The 18,494-nt window shown below is 42.2% G+C and carries 13 protein-coding genes; 6 read left to right on the forward strand and 7 right to left on the reverse strand.

The genetic code is table 11. The annotated features are described in order from the left end of the window. Positions 1-9: 9 nt before the first annotated feature. The 3 genes from recF (at position 10) to H5181_RS13730 (ending at position 4,678) form a co-directional block, all read left to right on the forward strand. Positions 10-1,092 carry a DNA replication/repair protein RecF gene (gene recF, locus H5181_RS13720; protein WP_123882256.1) on the forward strand — a complete coding sequence of 361 codons (1,083 nt, stop codon included), beginning with the start codon at positions 10-12 and terminating at the stop codon, positions 1,090-1,092. A 15-nt stretch (positions 1,093-1,107) separates the two neighbouring features. Further along, positions 1,108-3,525, forward strand: coding sequence for a DNA topoisomerase (ATP-hydrolyzing) subunit B (gyrB, locus tag H5181_RS13725; protein ID WP_011635496.1), 2,418 nt, complete (start codon positions 1,108-1,110; stop codon positions 3,523-3,525). A gap of 100 nt (positions 3,526-3,625) precedes the next feature. Next, on the forward strand, positions 3,626-4,678 hold the full coding sequence (locus H5181_RS13730; RefSeq protein WP_123882253.1) for an HDOD domain-containing protein: 1,053 nt from the start codon (positions 3,626-3,628) through the stop codon (positions 4,676-4,678). 136 nt (positions 4,679-4,814) lie between these two features. On the opposite strand, the gene glyS is transcribed toward H5181_RS13730, so the two are convergent. Both glyS and glyQ read right to left on the reverse strand, forming a co-directional pair. After that, entirely contained in the window at positions 4,815-6,899 is a 2,085-nt protein-coding gene (gene glyS, locus H5181_RS13735) for a glycine--tRNA ligase subunit beta (protein WP_182751305.1), read from the reverse strand. Positions 6,900-6,908: 9 nt separating this feature from the next. Then, entirely contained in the window at positions 6,909-7,814 is a 906-nt protein-coding gene (gene glyQ / locus H5181_RS13740; RefSeq protein WP_011635499.1) for a glycine--tRNA ligase subunit alpha, read from the reverse strand. 112 nt (positions 7,815-7,926) lie between these two features. Here glyQ and H5181_RS13745 point away from each other — a divergent pair, with 112 nt between their 5' ends. Continuing rightward, positions 7,927-8,490, forward strand: coding sequence for a DNA-3-methyladenine glycosylase I (locus H5181_RS13745; protein WP_011635500.1), 564 nt, complete (start codon positions 7,927-7,929; stop codon positions 8,488-8,490). A 64-nt stretch (positions 8,491-8,554) separates the two neighbouring features. On the opposite strand, the gene H5181_RS13750 is transcribed toward H5181_RS13745, so the two are convergent. The 5 genes from H5181_RS13750 to fadB all read right to left on the reverse strand — a co-directional run bounded on the left by H5181_RS13750 (position 8,555) and on the right by fadB (position 16,306). Beyond that, positions 8,555-11,737: an amidohydrolase family protein gene (locus H5181_RS13750; RefSeq protein ID WP_182751306.1), complete on the reverse strand. Its 3,183-nt coding sequence runs from the start codon at positions 11,735-11,737 to the stop codon at positions 8,555-8,557. A 292-nt stretch (positions 11,738-12,029) separates the two neighbouring features. Beyond that, entirely contained in the window at positions 12,030-12,473 is a 444-nt protein-coding gene (locus H5181_RS13755; protein WP_102036114.1) for an MOSC domain-containing protein, read from the reverse strand. 3 nt (positions 12,474-12,476) lie between these two features. After that, positions 12,477-12,722, reverse strand: coding sequence for a sulfurtransferase TusA (tusA, locus tag H5181_RS13760; protein WP_102036113.1), 246 nt, complete (start codon positions 12,720-12,722; stop codon positions 12,477-12,479). Positions 12,723-12,969: 247 nt separating this feature from the next. Further along, positions 12,970-14,133, reverse strand: coding sequence for an acetyl-CoA C-acyltransferase FadA (gene fadA, locus H5181_RS13765; RefSeq protein ID WP_011635504.1), 1,164 nt, complete (start codon positions 14,131-14,133; stop codon positions 12,970-12,972). 22 nt (positions 14,134-14,155) lie between these two features. After that, the gene (gene fadB / locus H5181_RS13770) at positions 14,156-16,306 is read right to left on the reverse strand and encodes a fatty acid oxidation complex subunit alpha FadB (RefSeq protein ID WP_182751307.1); all 2,151 of its coding nucleotides are present in this window, start codon (positions 16,304-16,306) and stop codon (positions 14,156-14,158) included. A 235-nt stretch (positions 16,307-16,541) separates the two neighbouring features. Here fadB and pepQ point away from each other — a divergent pair, with 235 nt between their 5' ends. Both pepQ and H5181_RS13780 read left to right on the forward strand, forming a co-directional pair. Then, positions 16,542-17,861 (forward strand): Xaa-Pro dipeptidase, encoded by a 1,320-nt coding sequence (gene pepQ / locus H5181_RS13775; protein WP_182751308.1) that lies wholly within the window; start codon positions 16,542-16,544, stop codon positions 17,859-17,861. After that, positions 17,854-18,468, forward strand: a complete 615-nt coding sequence (locus H5181_RS13780) for a YigZ family protein (RefSeq protein WP_182751309.1) — start codon at positions 17,854-17,856, stop codon at positions 18,466-18,468. Before pepQ ends, H5181_RS13780 begins: the two co-directional genes overlap by 8 nt. The last annotated feature ends 26 nt before the right edge of the window (positions 18,469-18,494 follow it).

Raw genomic sequence — 18,494 nt, forward strand, 5'->3', positions numbered from 1 at the left:
TAGGTCTTCATGAGTTTATCACGCATTAACATTGGTTCATTTCGTAATATTACCTCTGCTTCATTACAGCCTTGTGATGGCTTAAATTTGATTTACGGTCAAAATGGCAGTGGCAAAACCAGTATTCTTGAAGCTATTTATTTTTTGGGTATGGGCCGTTCGTTTAGAAGCCATTTATCCCAACGTGTGATCAATAATGATGATGATAAACTGACCTTATTTGCGCATTTAATAGATGCAGATAGAGATTGTAAAATAGGCTTACGTCGTCATCGAAGTGGCGAAATCGAAGTTAAAATTGATGGCGAGAAAGTGAAGCGTTTATCAACCCTGGCCGAAACATTACCCATTCAAGTTATTACTCCCGAAAGTTTTTCTTTATTGTTCGAGGGACCTAAAGCCCGTCGTCAATTTATCGATTGGGGTGCATTTCATTCTGATCCACATTTTTATCAAGCTTGGGTGAATACTAGAAAGGTATTAAAGCAACGAAACCAATTGCTTAGAAATCAATCTTCCTATAACCAAATACAGTTTTGGGATAAGGAGTTGGTGCGGTATGCTGAACAGGTTACCGATATACGAAATCAATATGTAGACTCGTTAAATGTGCTACTAAAGGGTATAATCGGAGTGTTTTTACCTCAGATTGATATTAAGGTTTCTTTTACTCGAGGATGGGACAGTAAAACGGATTTTGCCCAATTACTTGAAAACCAATACTCAAGAGATTTAGCCGCTGGAAATACGGGCAGCGGCCCCCACAAAGCAGACTTACGTTTGCGTGTGGGTAATTTGCCAGCGCAGGATGCGTTGTCCCGTGGACAATTAAAATTATTAGTCTGTGCACTGCGTATTGCACAGGGAAAGTTGCTCAAACAACAACTAGATAAAAATAGTATTTATCTAGTCGACGATTTACCGTCGGAGTTGGATGCACAGCATAGGCAGCTATTGCTACAGCAGTTAACCGAAACCGGTGCACAAATTTTTGTCACTGCGATCGATCCGCAAGCAATAGTCGATTCGTTATCTAGCCCTCCAAACAGGATGTTTCATGTGGAACAAGGGCTGGTAACGGTTATTGAATAACAACGAGAGATAAATATGTCAGAGAATAGTTACGATTCTTCGAGTATCAAGGTATTAAAAGGCCTTGATGCAGTCCGTAAGAGACCTGGTATGTACATTGGTGATACTGATGATGGCACAGGTCTTCATCACATGGTATTCGAAGTGGTCGATAACTCTATCGATGAAGCTTTAGCAGGCCATTGTAGTGATATCACCATTAGCATTCATTCAGATGGTTCAGTCTCAGTAAAAGACGATGGTCGTGGTATTCCTGTTTCGATACATGAAGAAGAGGGTATCTCTGCCGCTGAAGTTATTATGACCGTACTTCATGCTGGCGGTAAGTTTGATGATAACTCTTATAAAGTCTCTGGTGGTCTGCACGGTGTGGGTGTATCTGTAGTTAACGCGTTATCGCAAAAACTGCAGTTAACCATTCGTAGAGCAGGTAAAGTCTATGAGCAGTTTTATACTCATGGTGTACCCGATGCGCCTATCAAAGAAATTGGTGATGCGGTTAAAACCGGTACCGAACTCCGCTTCTGGCCAAGTAGTGACACGTTTACTGATGTTGAATTTCATTTTGAAATTTTAGCCAAACGCGTACGCGAACTATCATTTTTGAACTCTGGTGTAGGCATTCGTTTAGTTGACGAGCGCGACGGTAAAGATGAGTTCTTTAAGTATGAAGGCGGTATTAGTGCTTTTGTTGATTACTTAAACCGTAACAAAACGCCGATTAACAAAGATGTTTTCCATTTTTCTCATGAACGCGAAGACGGTATCACCGTTGAAGTTGCTATGCAGTGGAACGATGGTTATCAAGAGAATATTTTTTGTTTTACCAATAACATCCCACAACGCGACGGTGGTACTCACTTAGCCGGTTTCCGTGGTGCATTAACACGTAACTTGAATAACTACATGGAACGTGAAGGGTTTAACAAAAAAGGTAAGACTAGTGCCACAGGTGATGATGCGCGTGAAGGCTTGACCGCGGTTATTTCAGTAAAAGTACCTGATCCAAAGTTTAGCTCGCAAACTAAAGACAAACTTGTGTCTAGTGAAGTGAAAAGCGCGGTTGAACAAACAATGGGTGAGCAGTTAAATGATTACCTATTAGAAAATCCAGCCGATGCTAAATTAATTGTTGGTAAAATTGTTGATGCAGCACGTGCTCGTGAAGCGGCGCGTAAAGCGCGTGAAATGACACGTCGTAAAGGCGCGCTAGATTTAGGTGGTTTGCCAGGTAAGCTAGCTGACTGCCAAGAGAAAGATCCTGGTCTTTCTGAAATATATATAGTGGAAGGAGACTCTGCTGGTGGATCAGCCAAGCAGGGACGTAACCGTAAAAACCAAGCGATTCTTCCGCTAAAAGGTAAGATCTTAAACGTAGAAAAAGCGCGCTTTGACAAGATGTTATCTTCACAGGAAGTGGCAACGTTGATTACTGCATTAGGTTGTGGCATTGGCCGCGATGAATATAATCCAGATAAGACTCGTTATCACAACATCATCATCATGACCGATGCTGACGTCGACGGCTCACACATTCGTACTTTGCTGTTGACCTTCTTCTTCCGTCAAATGCCTGAATTGATCCAGCGTGGCTATATTTATATTGCTCAACCACCACTTTTCAAAGTGAAAAAAGGTAAGCAAGAACAGTATTTGAAAGATGAGCCAGCATTGACTGAGTATTTAACCACTCAAGCTCTTGATGGTACCAATATTTATCCAAGCCCAGGTGCTTTTGGTATGTCTGGTGAGCCATTAGAGCGTTTAGTGGCACAGTATCGTGAAGTTGAGCGCATTATTAAGCGCCTAGAAAAACGTTACCCGACCAACCTACTTGACCGTATGTTGTATCACCCTGAAGTGACTGCCGCAGTGTTAAGTGATGAAGCGCAAATGACCGAATGGTGTAATGGCTTCATTGCAGATTTAGTTGAACGTGAAAGTAGCGGTATTATTTTTACTGCCAATGTAATGCTTGACCCTGAGCGCAAGGTTTACACCCCTAGCGTGACAATCCGTAAGCACGGTATCGATACTAACTATCTATTTGGTTATGACTTCTTCACTTCATCTGATTACCAGCGTATCGCTAAGTTAGGCGCGGCATTAGAGGGTATGATTGAAGAAGGTGGTTATGTACAACGTGGTGAGCGTGTTAAAGAAGTTGAAAGCTTCTTAGAAGCATTAGATTGGACTATTAGTGAAGCGAAACGCGGCCTGTACATACAACGTTATAAAGGATTGGGCGAAATGAACCCTGAACAATTGTGGGAAACTACAATGGATCCGGAATCACGTCGTATGTTACGCGTTACTATTGAAGATGCGGTAGCTGCTGATCAGCTATTCACATGTTTGATGGGTGACCAAGTTGAGCCGCGTCGTGAGTTTATTGAAACTAACGCGCTTAATGTGGCCAACTTAGACGTATAACATAAGTTTTGTGTAAAAATGGGTGCCTTTGGCACCCATTTTTGTTTTTAGTGCTATGGTTATAATCGTATTTACTTAACACTTCATAAGGCTATTTATAGTGGTTATTGGTTTCTTTAAAAAATTGTTTAATGTTCGTGACCGCAATGAACAGGCTAAATTCACTGGCATTACCACCGCAGAAAAACGTCAACAAGCCAAACCACAGACACCTGTACCTGCAATTGAGGTTACGGAGCATCAAGCTGTTGAATCACAATTAGATCTATCGGCTTTATTTTATAGTTTATTGTTTGCAACTCCATCCACTACGACCACAGGTATTGCCAATAATCTTGAACGTAGTGTAATGCAAAATATTGAACAGGCATTAAGCTCACCGCAGTCGATTGCAGAAAACGTATTAAAGCTTCCCAGTAAAATACTCGAGCTTGATAAAAAACTTGGCGACGACAATATTGAAACCCAAGAGTTAATACTACTTATTGAGCAAGACCCTTTGTTGTGTGTTGAAGTGCTCAAGTTATGTAACTCGCCCGCTTTTAAACGAGCGGATACCGATGTTAGCAGTATTCAACAAGCGTTAGTACAAGTGGGCAGGCAACAATTAAGGCAATTTATTACCGCGTGTTTAGCCCGTGAGTTAATCGATATAAAGCCAATTTACTTTAGACGCTTTGGGGCTGAAATCTGGCGTCATTCTATGCAAGTGGCTTTTTTGGCTAGCGAGTTAGCGAGCAACGAGCAACGAGACAGTGCTTTTCTATTAGGCTTACTGCATGATGTAGGTAAAATTGCGATTTTTAAAATGCTGGTGGACGCTTTTTATCAAGCTGAACCAGGAGAACAACCCAATTCAATACTTTTTAAGCAGGTGATGACCACAAAATCGTTAACCTTAAGTGCATTGTTAGCGCGCAGTTGGCAACTCTCACAACACTTTGAAACACCGTTAACGTTATTGGCCAATACTAATATTAAACCAACTGATGGCATGACACTGCTTATTTGGAAAGCCAATATTATTAGTGAATGTTCAATGCTGTTACAAGTCGACAAATTGCCTCAACCAGCACTAGCGGTATTGTTAGCTCAGGTAGAGTGTAGTGAAGAAGATTTTATAGAATTACATCAAAAGCTTATCCAGTTTTAAATTGTTTTCAATGCGGGTAAGGTCTGTCTCAATCCTTTATAGCCCCAAGTTGTGGCTGATACTCTTAAGCTATAAAAAAGTAAGTCATAAAAAAAGCGCCTTACGGCGCTTTTATCTCAACTGCAGCTAATTTACATTATTGCAGCAACGAAATGTCTGCAACGTGCAAGAACTGCTCACGAAGATTGGTTAATAACGCTAAGCGGTTATTTTTCAATGCTTCATCATCTGCCATTACCATCACATCTTCAAAGAACTGATCGACATTTTCGCGTAAGTCAGCCAATAGCGTTAATGCTTGTTGGTAATTGCCATCAGCAAACAGTGGAGCTAACTGTGGTTGTAACTGTACAAGCTTATCAGCTAACGCTTTCTCTGCTGGTTCTGTTAATAGAGCTGAATTGATGGTTGCGGGTAATTCGCCTTCAACTTTAGCCAATATATTAGAAACACGCTTATTTGCCGCTGCTAGCGCTGTAGAAGCTTCTAAGCCACGGAAATGTGATACAGCTTTAACACGACTGTCAAAATCAGCAGGTTTTGTTGGACGACGAGCCAGTACAGCTAAAATAACATCAACTTGAATGCCTTTATCTTGGTACCAAGCTCGGAAACGTGCGAGAAGGAATTCAAGCACATCATCACTTGTATTGGTGTTAGTAATATTGGGCGCATGCAAAGCTTGTGCTTTAGCAATTAACTCAACTAAGTCGAGTGGCAGTTTGTTTTCTACAATAACGCGCAAAATACCAATGGCCGCACGGCGAAGTGCAAATGGGTCCGCTGCACCTTTTGGTGCTTGGCCAATGCCAAAAATACCCACTAGCGTATCTAACTTTTCAGCTAGTGCAACCGCACACGATACTGTAGCCGTTGGTACTGTATCACCAGAAAATTTAGGTTTGTACTGTTCTTCAAGTGCAATAGCAACAGCTTCTGTTTCGCCATCTAGGCGGGCGTAATGCATGCCCATAGTGCCTTGAGTATCAGTAAATTCCATTACCATGTTGCTCATTAGGTCTGTTTTAGACAATAAACCGGCACGGCTAGCATCTACATTGCTGGTCTCAACACCGTTGTTGTTCATTTGCGTCGCAATGAAACCTGCTAACTCAGAAATACGTTCAACACGCGCTTTTAACGTACCAAGTTGTTTTTGGAATACAACTGTTTCTAAACTGGCAAGACGAGATTCAAGAGTGTTCTTTTTATCGGTATTAAAGAAGAACTCAGCATCCGCTAAACGTGGGCGAACTACTTTTTCGTTACCTGAAATAATCTGTTGTGGATCTTTAGATTCAATGTTGGTGACAAAGATAAAGTTAGGCAGTAATTTGCCGGCTTTATCAAATACTGGGAAGTATTTTTGGTCACCTTTCATGGTGTAAACCAACGCTTCAGAAGGTACGTTTAAAAACTTTTCTTCAAAGCTTGCTGTTAACACTATTGGCCATTCAACTAGAGAAGCGACTTCTTCAAGTAGGCTATCTTGGATATCGGCAATACCACCTAATTTAGCTGCTGCTGCTTCAGCATCCGCTTTGATTAGCGATTTACGTAATTCATAATCTGCTAGAACTTTACCTTGCTCTTTTAGCGCGGCTAAATAATTGTCAGCATGATCCAGCTCAAAGCTGGCTTTACCCATAAAGCGGTGGCCACGAATAATGCGGTCAGATTTAATACCAAGTAACTCACCAGTAACTAATTCGCTACCTAATAACATTGTCACGGTGTGAACCGGGCGAATAAACTGAGTTTTGTTGTTACCCCAACGCATTGGCTTAGGGATTGGTAACTTATCGAGTGCGCGCTGTGCCATGTCAGCTATTAAGCTTTTGGTTTCAACGCCAACCACTTTAGCTTGATGGACTAACCATTCACCTTTATCGGTGACTAATCGCTCTGCTTGCTCAACCGTAATACCGTTACCACGAGCCCAGCCTTGTGCTGCTTTAGTTGGGTTACCGTCAGCATCAAATGCTGAGCTAACCGCGGGGCCGCGTTTTTCAACGACTTTATCAGCTTGTGCTAATGCTAGACCCAACACATTAATCGCTAAGCGGCGAGGGGCGGCATACCAAACTGCAGATTCATAAGGTAAATCAGCTTTAGTTAATTCATCTGTAAAGCTCGTTAAAAATGATTCAGCTAACGTGCGCAGCGCTTTTGGTGGTAATTCTTCGGTACCAACTTCAATGAGTAAGTTTTCAAAATTCATTCGTTACCTCTACTTACACATTGGGAAGCCAAGAGCTTCACGTGCTTGATAATAAGATTCTGCAACACCTTTTGCCATAGTTCGAACGCGAAGGATATAACGCTGACGTTCAGTGACTGATATAGCATGGCGAGCATCAAGTAAGTTAAAAGCGTGTGATGCTTTCATTACTTGCTCGTAAGCAGGTAGTGGTAATGGCTTTTCTAGTGATAGTAAGTGCATGCACATTTTTTCACATTGATCGAATAGGGTGAACATAAAATCGACATCGGCATGTTCGAAGTTATAGGTAGACTGTTCTACTTCGTTCTGATGGAAAATGTCACCATAAGTGACACGACCAAGTGGTCCGTCAGTCCAAACAAGATCATATACGCTATCAACTTCTTGAATGTACATGGCTAAACGCTCAAGCCCGTAAGTGATTTCACCTGTAACAGGGCTACATTCAATTCCGCCAACTTGTTGGAAGTAGGTGAACTGAGTGACTTCCATACCATTAAGCCAAATTTCCCAGCCTAAACCCCAAGCACCTAATGTTGGCGACTCCCAGTTGTCTTCAACAAAACGAATGTCATGTACTTTGGTGTCGATGCCAAGCGCTTCAAGTGAGCCTAAGTAAAGCTCTTGAATGTTATCTGGAGATGGCTTTAGCACTACTTGAAATTGGTAGTAATGTTGCAGGCGGTTTGGGTTTTCACCATAACGTCCATCAGTAGGACGGCGAGACGGTTGCACGTATGCACTGCTCATTGGCTCAGGGCCTAATGAACGTAAGAACGTCTGCGGGTGGAAAGTACCAGCGCCAACTTCCATATCTAGAGGTTGAACAATTGCGCAACCTTGCTGCGCCCAATATTCCTGAAGGGTTAGGATGAAACCCTGAAATGTCTTTACGTCGTGTTTCGTCGTCATGTCTACTACTGTCAGGCTATTAATAGAAAATGTTAATGATTATACCTTGTAGAGCAAGGCAGATGTAGGTTATTTTTTAACGTACTAATAAAAACGTTAATGGAACCATACCATGCAAGTTAACCGATGTGGCTGGGTAAGTGAAGACCCTTTATATCAGCATTACCACGATACAGTATGGGGACGTCCAGAGTTCGATGCCAAACAGCTTTTTGCTAAGTTGTGTCTTGATGGTCAACAAGCTGGATTATCTTGGATTACGATTCTTAAAAAGCAACAAAACTACCAGCAACTGTTTGCTAATTTTGAGCCGAGTATTATTGCACAGTACGATCAAGCTAAAGTGGAAGCGTTAATGCTAGAACCGGGTATTGTACGCAATCGTCTTAAAATAAACTCGATCATCAGAAATGCTAAAGCTTATTTAGCCTTTGTTGAGCAGGGTGATGATTTCTCTAAGTTTTTATGGGGATTTGTTGGTGGTGAACCGAGAGCAAACAACTTCAGTTCATCAAGCCAAGTTCCTGCACAAACGGCAGAATCTGAAGCTATGTCTAAGGCATTAAAAAAGCTTGGTTTTAATTTTGTTGGCCCAACAATTTGTTATGCTTTTATGCAAGCGGTTGGAATGGTAAACGATCATACGACAGATTGTCATTGTCACGGTCAGTATTGATTTTATTAAAAGTATAAAAAGGGTGTTCCACGTGGAACACCCTTTTTATTGTCTTACTTAATTGTTAGATTTTTTCAAAGAAAAATGGCTTACGTTTATGTTTATCACCATTTAGCTGATTCATGGTTTCTGAATTAAATAACTTACCATTGACCATGGTGTAAGTGACTTTATCAGTCGTTCTTATATCAGCTAATGGATCGCCATCAATCACTATTAAGTCCGCTAATTTACCCACTTTAATAGAACCCAGTTGATGATCCATACCGAAGGTGACGGCAGGGTTAATAGTCGCTGTTTTTAATACTTCCATATTACTCATACCGCCTTGAGCAAACATCCACATCTCCCAATGTGCAGCCAATCCTTCTCGTTGACCGTGAGCACCAATATTGGGTTTAACGCCAATGTTGTTTAACTCATTTGCTACGCGGGCAACATTAAAATGGTTGTAATGTTCGTCTGGCGCGGTAGTGCGGCGCATTGAACGGGCATCAAGAATATCATGCGGGACATACATGCTTAGACGAGGGTGAGCCCAAACGTCAGTTTTGTCATACCAGTAATGCTCGCCAGAAATACCACCATAAGCGACAACTAAGGTTGGTGTGTAGTGAACATCAGTTTGGCTCCAAAATTGTTTGATGTCATTATAAATAGAAGCCGCTGGCAACGAATGTTCTACCGTGGTGTGACCATCCGCTATCATCGATAAATTGTGCTGCAGCAAACTGCCACCTTCAGGGACTACCATCATTTCGAGTTCTCGTGCAGCAGCAATTATCTGTTGTCGTTGATCTCGACGTGGCTGGTTGTAACTCTTAACACTAAACGCACCGACTTTTTTAAGACGCTCTAAATGGAACTTTGCGTCATCAAGTGAATCTACATGCGATGTATAACCTGGTAAGTTGGCGCCGTATAAAATCGTCCCCGTTGAAAAAATACGTGGTCCAACAATATTGCCTGCTTTTTGTTGTTCAGAAGCAGCAAAAATTTCAGTTGTGTCATTCGATGGATCATGAATAGATGTTACCCCAAGTGATAAGCCAGAATATAAGGCCCAGTTTTGCTGTGGAATAATTTCATCATCTGCTTGGCCGCCATGTGCATGGGCATCAAATATGCCAGGCATAATGGTTTTACCGCTAATATCGATGACTTGAGCATTTTTAGGAATAATCGTATTGGCATCACCGACAGTGACAATTTTATTGTCTTTAACGATAACAACGCCATTATCAATAACCTGATCATTCTCCATAGTGAGCACTTTACCGCCAGTAAACACAACTGTTCCACGTGGAACATCGGCCTTATCTTTAAAGCCAATAGAGGTTATTTTAGGATCAACGTTGGTTTCAGATTTTGTATATTGAGTGTCGACATCTGCTTGGTACAAATCAGGGCCCAATGTCCAATACAGTTGGTTATTTTTACCGTTCCAGCTAATGCTTTCGCCGGCACGAGCACTTAGTTGGGTAATGGGTAAGTTGCTTGCTTTAGGTCCAATAGCAATGGTTTCGCCGTGTTTCGCAAAAGGAGTGACATACACTCTAAAGCGCTCTGCAAAAGCTAGGTGCTCACCGTTTGGTGATAAACGAAACTCGGTAGCGTGGTCGCTAGTGTAATGGGTTCGTTTTTCAAAACCGTTCATGCCGATTGATGCAAACTCTGGTGTCTCACCTGAATCCATAAAGTAAACTCGGTCTGAGTCGTCACCGAATTGTGGCTGATGGCCACTGGCCGTTAGTTTAGTGCTTTGCTTTCCTTTGATATCGACTTTATATAAACCCGGTTCTTGTGACCAAGTTCGTGGTGTCATGTATCCACCGCGAGCTTTTCGATAAACAATATATTCGCCATCAGGCGAAAAAGTTGGCTCTACATATTTGCCAGGCTCGTTGGTTAACACCTTGGCTTTACCACCTCTGGCGCTAACCACACTGACGGTGCCTTGCTGTTGATCATTCCATGTAGTGAACACGATATCTTTACCATCTCGTGACCACTGTGGGAATAGCTCATTGATGTCATCATCTAAACGGGTTAATCGTTTATGTTTTCCTTCTTTAATATCACGAACCCAAATTTTACCTAAGGCTTCAAATACCACTTTTTCGCCATCTGGTGATACTTGTGCCATACGCAGCATTTTTACATCAAATTCATCTTTATCTAAGTTTTGAGTAAAGCGGACCGATGGCTGAATATCTCTTTGAGTGCTAACACTGAATTGAATGTCTGTTACTTGTTTACTGTCGACATCAAGTTTATTGATTTTACCTTTAGCCCAAAATACGATGTGCTTGTTGTCTTTGGTCCACGACATTGTTGGATAAACACCGTGAATAGCCCATGTTTCTTGCATGTCACGATCGAGTTTGTCATACAGCTTGGTTTCTTCACCAGACTTTAAGTCTAGGGTATATAAGGTCGACTGGAATCCATCGCGTTTGATGTAGGCAAGGGTTTTGCCATCAGGATTCGGTGTCGGTCTAATTGCACCACCGGTGCCCTCAATCAATACTTCAATATCGCCTGTTTGGGTGTCATAACGCTTAATCTTATAAATGCCTTTCACAGAATCTTTTGAATAATGAAAGGTCTTGCCTGGGGTCGAATCTTGGCTAAAGTAGATATAGCGTCCATCTGGCGAGTAGGCTGGTTCACCCAAATCTTTTTGTTCATTAGGGCGTTCAGTGAGTTTAACGCCTTCGCCACCAGCAACGTGAAACATCCACACTTCCCCAGCACCTAAACTGCGAGTACCAGTGAAGTGTTTTCTTGCCACTAAATACTGTGAGTCAGGACTCCAAGCCGGGCTGTTGAGTAAGCGAAACGTTTCTGTCGTTATTGCATGTGGATTGGTACCATCGGCATTCATTATCCAGATATTGTCGCCACCATCTTCATCAGAGGTGAAAGCTATATACTTACCGTCTGGGCTATATACTGGCTGCATTTGCCAAGCGATACCTTGTGCCAGTGGTTTAGCTTCTCCTCCTGCTATCGGTATTTGATAAATATCACCTAATAAATCAAATACAATGTGTTCACCATCAGGTGATACATTGACGTTCATCCATGTTCCTTCGGTAACATTGATATCTATTTTACTTAATGGCGCATTTTCAGGAGCATTTACATGCCATTTTACTTTGTCATCTTCGGCATAAGCAAAACCAGAAATACCAAGGGTCAGTGCTATTGCGGTGTAAAGTGGGGTGAGTTTTTGAGTCAACATAGAGTAGATTATCCGTTGTCGTTTTTATTTTCAGTGGATTTAATCAAGCCTATACTCATTTAGTTCATATCATTTGGCATGATTAGATGACCTGAAGAGTATTTGGCTTTACTGCGTTTGTCGGTTTGAATGGATCCTTTATCGCATAAATTACCGATAAGGTGTACAACAAATCTGTATCAATTAATGACAGACATTAACACGTTTGTTTGTTATTAATTAACAAACAACGAGTGCTATAGTGATAGATTTTAATATGAAAGGCTTAAACGAAAATGATTTATCGGTTTTACTAATCTATGTTTACCGAGTCATCTGGTTGTATTAACCCAGCTTGAATTACGCGGCAGGTAACACCACCACGCCAGTCTGGTGTTAATGCTTGTTCCAGTCCTGTGTGAGCCATTTCCATTTTTTTACACGGATCAGTTTCGCCTGTAATTTGTAATTTAAGTTCAGCGCCGATCGAGATTATTTTGCCAACATCTGCAGCGCTAAATTCATAGCCACTGATCAATAAATTCGCTCTTCGAGTTAACCAGTCTAAATCGGCATTAATTTGTTGGCAGACTGTTTGCCACTGCTGTTTTGACATTACAGTAACTTGACGTTTTCCTGGTCTGCCAAAAATATCATTTTCGACACCTCGTTCTAAGGTCACATTGGCACAAAAGGCTGGCTTCATTATGCCGCGCTTCGCTGTTTTATATGCGATAGCTTCCAATGTGATGGTCATTAGTTAAAGTCCTTTTTTGAGTAAATATTGGTATGGCGTTTTGCTGGTATCACTGGCAATTAACGTGTGATCCATAAATTCACAAAAACTCGGAATATCACGAGTGGTGGCAGGATCATCTGCAATGACTAATAAGGTTTCACCTTCTGCCATTTTTCGTACTGTTTTTCGAATCATCATCACTGGCTCGGGGCATCGAAGACCGAGAGCATCGAGTTGGTGTTGTGCTTGGGTATAAATATCGTTCATGAAATGCTGTCTATTTTTATCTATCGAATTAGCGCTAATGTTACTCTTGTCATTAAAGCTTGCCAAGTTTGCTTGGTTTTAAAGTTATATTGAGTTTTATTATTATTTTTTAATTTTCATAAAACATGTTTCACGTGGAACATTAGCCAAAGTAGAAGAATTTTAAAATAAAAAAAACGAGCCAATTTGGCTCGTTTTTACAACTCACGTCATACAACTGAAAAGTATCAGCTTGGTATGAGAACGATTAAACGCGTTCGAATACAGTTGCGATACCTTGACCTAAACCGATACACATAGTGGCAAGACCAAGCGTTGCATCTTTTTCTTCCATCAAGTTGATCAGTGTTGTCGAGATACGTGCGCCAGAACAACCTAGTGGGTGGCCCAATGCAATTGCGCCACCGTTCAGGTTAATTTTTTCATCGACAACATCTTGCAAGCCAAGATCTTTAACACAAGGTAATGACTGTGCAGCAAACGCTTCGTTTAATTCGATAAGGTCTAAATCGGCAACCGACAAGCCCGCGCGTGCTAATGCTTTTTTGGTGGCAGGTACTGGACCATAGCCCATAATTGCAGCATCACAACCGGCAACAGCCATTGAACGAATACGTGCTCGGATAGTTAAGCCTAAAGCACGTGCTTTAGATTCTTCCATCACTAACATTGCAGAAGCACCGTCAGATAATGCAGATGATGTACCTGCAGTCACCGTGCCGTTAACTGGGTCGAATGCTGGGCGTAAACCCGCAAGTGACTCTAGTGTCGTTTCTGGACGAATGACTTCGTCGGTCATCACTTTAATTAGTGCGCCGTTGGCATCGTGGCCTTCAATGCCCCAAATTTCTTTAGCAAAGCGACCTTCGATTGTTGCAGCATGGGCACGTTGGTGAGAACGTACAGCAAACGCATCTTGTTGCTCACGAGTGATACCGTGCATTTTACCTAACATTTCAGCGGTTAAGCCCATCATGCCAGATGCTTTTGCTACGCGGTTTGCAAGGCCTGGGTGAAAATCAACACCGTGGTTCATTGGTACATGACCCATGTGCTCAACACCACCGATAATGAAGGTATCACCTTGGCCAGTCATAATGGCGCGAGCTGCTTGATGAAGGGCGTCCATTGACGAACCACATAAACGGTTTACCGTTACTGCGCCAGCCGTTTTAGGAATACCAGCTAACAATGATGCATTACGGGCAATGTTAAAGCCTTGCTCTAGAGTTTGCTGCACACAACCCCAAATAACATCTTCTATGTCGTTAGGGTCTAATTGTGGATTACGCACCATTAGTGCTTTCATTAGTTCTGCAGACAATGTTTCTGCACGTACATTTCTAAATACCCCAGCCTTAGAACGGCCCATTGGGGTGCGAATGCAGTCTACGATAACAGCTTGTTTCATGATTTAATTCCTTTCCCACTAATTAGGCTTGGTAGTAACTACCGTTGTTGGCTGCAAGTTCACGCATTGCATCAGTGACTTGATATAAGCCACCAAGATGTGCGTATTTGTCTGCTAGGGCAACAAAGTTTGCTACGCCCATGGTGTCTAAGTAACGGAATACACCGCCACGGAATGGAGGGAAACCAATACCGTAAACTAGACCCATATCGCCTTCAGCAGGTGATGCAATAATGCCTTCTTCTAAACAACGAACCGTTTCGATGATCATCGGGATCATACAGCGAGCGATGATGTCATCAGACTCAAATGCCTTTAATTCACCGAACTCAGCGCTTAATAATTCATAGCTTGTTGGATCAATGTCTTTCTTCGGCTTACCACGACGGTCAACAGAATAGGCATAGAAACCTTTAGTGTTTTTCTGACCTAGACGTTTGTTTTCAAACATAATGTCGATAGCGTCTTTGCCATTTTTACCCATGCGATCTGGGAAGCCTTCAGCCATAACTGCTTGGGCGTGGTGACCAGTATCTAAACCGACTACGTCAAGTAAGTAAGCTGGGCCCATTGGCCAACCGAACTGTTTTTCCATGACTTTATCAACGGCAGCAAAGTCAGCACCTTCAGCAAGTAGACCACTGAAGCCTGCAAAGTATGGGAACAATACGCGGTTAACAAAGAAGCCTGGGCAATCATTGACTACGATTGGGGTTTTACCCATTTTGCTGGCGTAAGCCACTACCGTTGCGATGGTTTCTTCAGAGCTGTGCTCACCACGGATAATTTCAACTAATGGCATTTTGTGCACAGGGTTAAAGAAGTGCATACCGCAGAAACGTTCAGGTTTCTTAAGGCTTTTAGCCAGTAAGTTGATTGAGATAGTCGAGGTATTTGATGCAATAATGGCATCTTCTGATACATAACCTTCAACTTCTGCTAGTACAGTAGCCTTAACTTTTGGATGTTCAACAACCGCTTCTACAACGATATCGCTATTTTTGATAGCGGCATAATCTAGTGAAGGCGTGATGTTGTTTAATACTTTAGCCATTTTCTCTGGCGTAGAACGACCACGAGCAACTTGTGTTGTCAGAATTTTAGCTGCTTCGTTCAAGCCTAGCTCTAATGCTGGCTGAGCGATGTCTTTCATCACAATTGGTGTGCCTTTGCTGGCGCTTTGGTAAGCAATACCGCCGCCCATAATACCTGCACCCAATACCGCTGCTTGGTTAACATCTTTAGCGAGTTTACCGGCTTTCTTTGCTTTACCTTTAACGAACTGGTCATTTAAGAAAATACCAATTAGCGCTTGGGCTACATCTGTTTTAGCTAGCTTAATGAACGCCAGCGCTTCTATTTTTAATGCGCCATCACGGTCCAAACCTGCAGCTTGTTCAACAACATTCACAGCGGCCATTGGCGCTGGATAATGCTTGCCTGCAACAGAAAACACCATTCCTTTTGCGGTAGCAAAAGACATCATGGCTTCAAGTTTTGGTAACTGTAATGGTGATTGCTTTTTGGTGCGACGAGCTTGCCAATCAAGGCTACCATTAAGGGCATCATGCAACATTTGAATCGCAGCAGCTTCTAGGTTTTCTGGTGCGACAACGGCATCAATAGCGCCTACTTTTAAAGCATCTTCTGGACGTTGGTCTTTAGCGGTGGTGATCCACTCAAGTGCATTATCTGCACCGATTACTCGAGGTAAACGCACTGTGCCACCAAAACCAGGAATAAGACCTAATTTGGTTTCTGGTAAACCGATGCGAGCATTGGTATCAGCAACGCGTAAATCAGTCGCTAAAATGGTTTCGCAACCACCGCCTAACGCAAAACCGTTAATTGCTGACGCTGTCGGAAACGGCAAGTCTTCTAGCTTATTGAATACTGCGTTGGCTTGTTCAACCCAAGCTAGCAACGTGGCATCGTCTTGCTGAAATAGCGTTAAGAATTCGGTAATGTCTGCGCCAACAATAAAGGTGCTTTTTGCTGATGTAAGCAGCAAGGCTTTAATATTGGTATTTTGTTTGATGCTGTCTAGGGCGGCATCTAGAGAGGCTATTGTTTCTCTGTCGAACTTATTTACCGAACCTTGTGCGTTAAAACACAGTTTGGCAATATTATCTTCAAGTAACTCAACCTGAATGGTAGGGCTTTGGTAGATCATTGCTTGCTTCCTTATTGCTTAAAAGCGACTTCCACATCTTATTTACTGTGCAGTTATCAAGCTTGAATCACAGCAGTTTCGGCCATCTATTGACCAGCTAATTCTCAGTGTGCGATGAAATGAGATAAATTACAACACCCAATTTAAACGGCCGTTTAATTTTTTATCATCTAGCGAGGTCTTTTTCTGTTTGTGATAGACTTATTGGGTTAAAACTCATGCAAAGGGATAGTCAATGGATCAGTTAGCACATCTGTATCATGCGCACATGGCGGAATTAAATCGCCGAGTAGGCGAAATTTGTCAGCGTGAAAATCTTTCGGGTTTAGTGATTCACTCTGGACAACCTCATCGACAGTTTTTAGATGATCTGAATTATCCCTTTAAAGTGAACCCGCAATTTAAAGCTTGGTTACCTATTTTAGATACGCCAAATTGTTGGGTTATCGCTAATGGCCAAGATAAGCCTACTTTAGTGTTTTATCGCCCAGTTGATTTTTGGCATAAAGTGAATGATGTACAGCAAGCCTTCTGGACTGAGCATTTTGATATTCAATTACTGACCAAGCCAGATCGAATTGCTGACTTTTTACCTAAAGATTTAGCCTCGTGGGCGTATATTGGTGAACACTTAGATGTGGCTGATATATTGGGTTTTTCGGCTCGTAACCCTGATGCAGTAATGAACTATCTACATTATCATCGTGCTGACAAAACTCAGTATGAACTTGAGTGCATGCGCCGAGCGAACCAAATTGCGGTAAAAGGGCATTTGGCTGCCAAAAATGCATTTTATGATGGTGCCAGTGAGTTTGAAATTCAGCAACGTTATTTGCTCGAAATTGGCCAAGGCGAAAATGAAGTGCCTTACGGCAATATCGTGGCATTAAATCAAAATGCCGCTATTTTACATTACACCGCTTTAGAACATGTTAAGCCTGCGCAGCGTTTATCTTTTTTGATTGATGCTGGGGCCAGTTATCATGGCTATGCCGCAGATATTACCCGTACTTACTCATTCGAGAAAAATCGTTTTTACGAATTAATCGTCGCATTGGATAAAGTGCAATTAGCCATTATTGAGCAGATGAAGCCAGGGGTTAAGTACGTCGACCTGCACATCGCGACACACCATCATATAGGTCAGTTACTGATTGATTTTGGCTTGGCTAATGGCACTGCTGAACAGTTAGTTGCCCAAGGCGTAACGAGTGCCTTTTTCCCGCATGGGTTAGGGCATATGTTGGGGTTACAAGTTCATGATATGGGCGGTTATTCCCACGATGAGCGCGGAACCCATATTGCTGCACCTGAGGCGCATCCTTTTTTACGCTGTACAAGAGTATTAGCCGCTAATCAGGTACTGACTATTGAGCCAGGCCTTTATATTATCGATACCTTACTTAATCAGTTATCTGCTACCGCTAAGCAAGCTATTAATTGGACTACGGTTGATGAGATGCGTCCATTTGGTGGGATTCGCATTGAAGATAACGTCATTGTGCATCAAGACCGAGTAGAAAATATGACCAGAGAGTTTGGTCTAGTTGATTGAGTCATATTTAATACCACAAACTAACGTATTGATAGAAGAAGAGATAAAGCATAGCCGCTTTATCTCTTTGTTATTTCACTGCCCACATCCTAATGATATGAAGTTAGCGCTTACTGACATAAAGCAGCAATATCCTGGGGCCAACCATTACTGCTACGCATTTGTAGCTGGCAGCCCAGAAAATACCATTGATATGGGCGCTAGCGATGATGGCGAACCGTCAGGTAGTGCTGGCAAACCCATGCTCGCATGCTTACAAGGCGCAAAAATTGGTGAGCTAGGGGTTATTGTTGTGCGTTATTTTGGTGGTACTAAGTTGGGTGTGGGCGGTTTAGTACGTGCTTATACCTCAGGTATAAAGCAAGGATTAACGCAAATACAGACTCAGGTTAAGCATCTAAGGTATCCTGCACGCTTGGTATGCCATTATGCTCAACTAACCGATGTTGAGTATTTGGTTGCTCAATATGATGGCGTGGTAATGGATAAAGAGTTTACCGACAAAGTAGAAATACATTTTGAACTGGCTAAATCGCACCATCAGGCTTTTAATCAAGCATTAGCTACCCAGACGCAGGGCCAGCTTCAAGTAAAGTTTACAGTTTGAGCTATGACGAACTTATGCCAAAATGT

This window comes from Shewanella sp. SG44-2 (assembly GCF_014164215.1).
GTDB classification, from domain to species: domain Bacteria; phylum Pseudomonadota; class Gammaproteobacteria; order Enterobacterales; family Shewanellaceae; genus Shewanella; species Shewanella frigidimarina.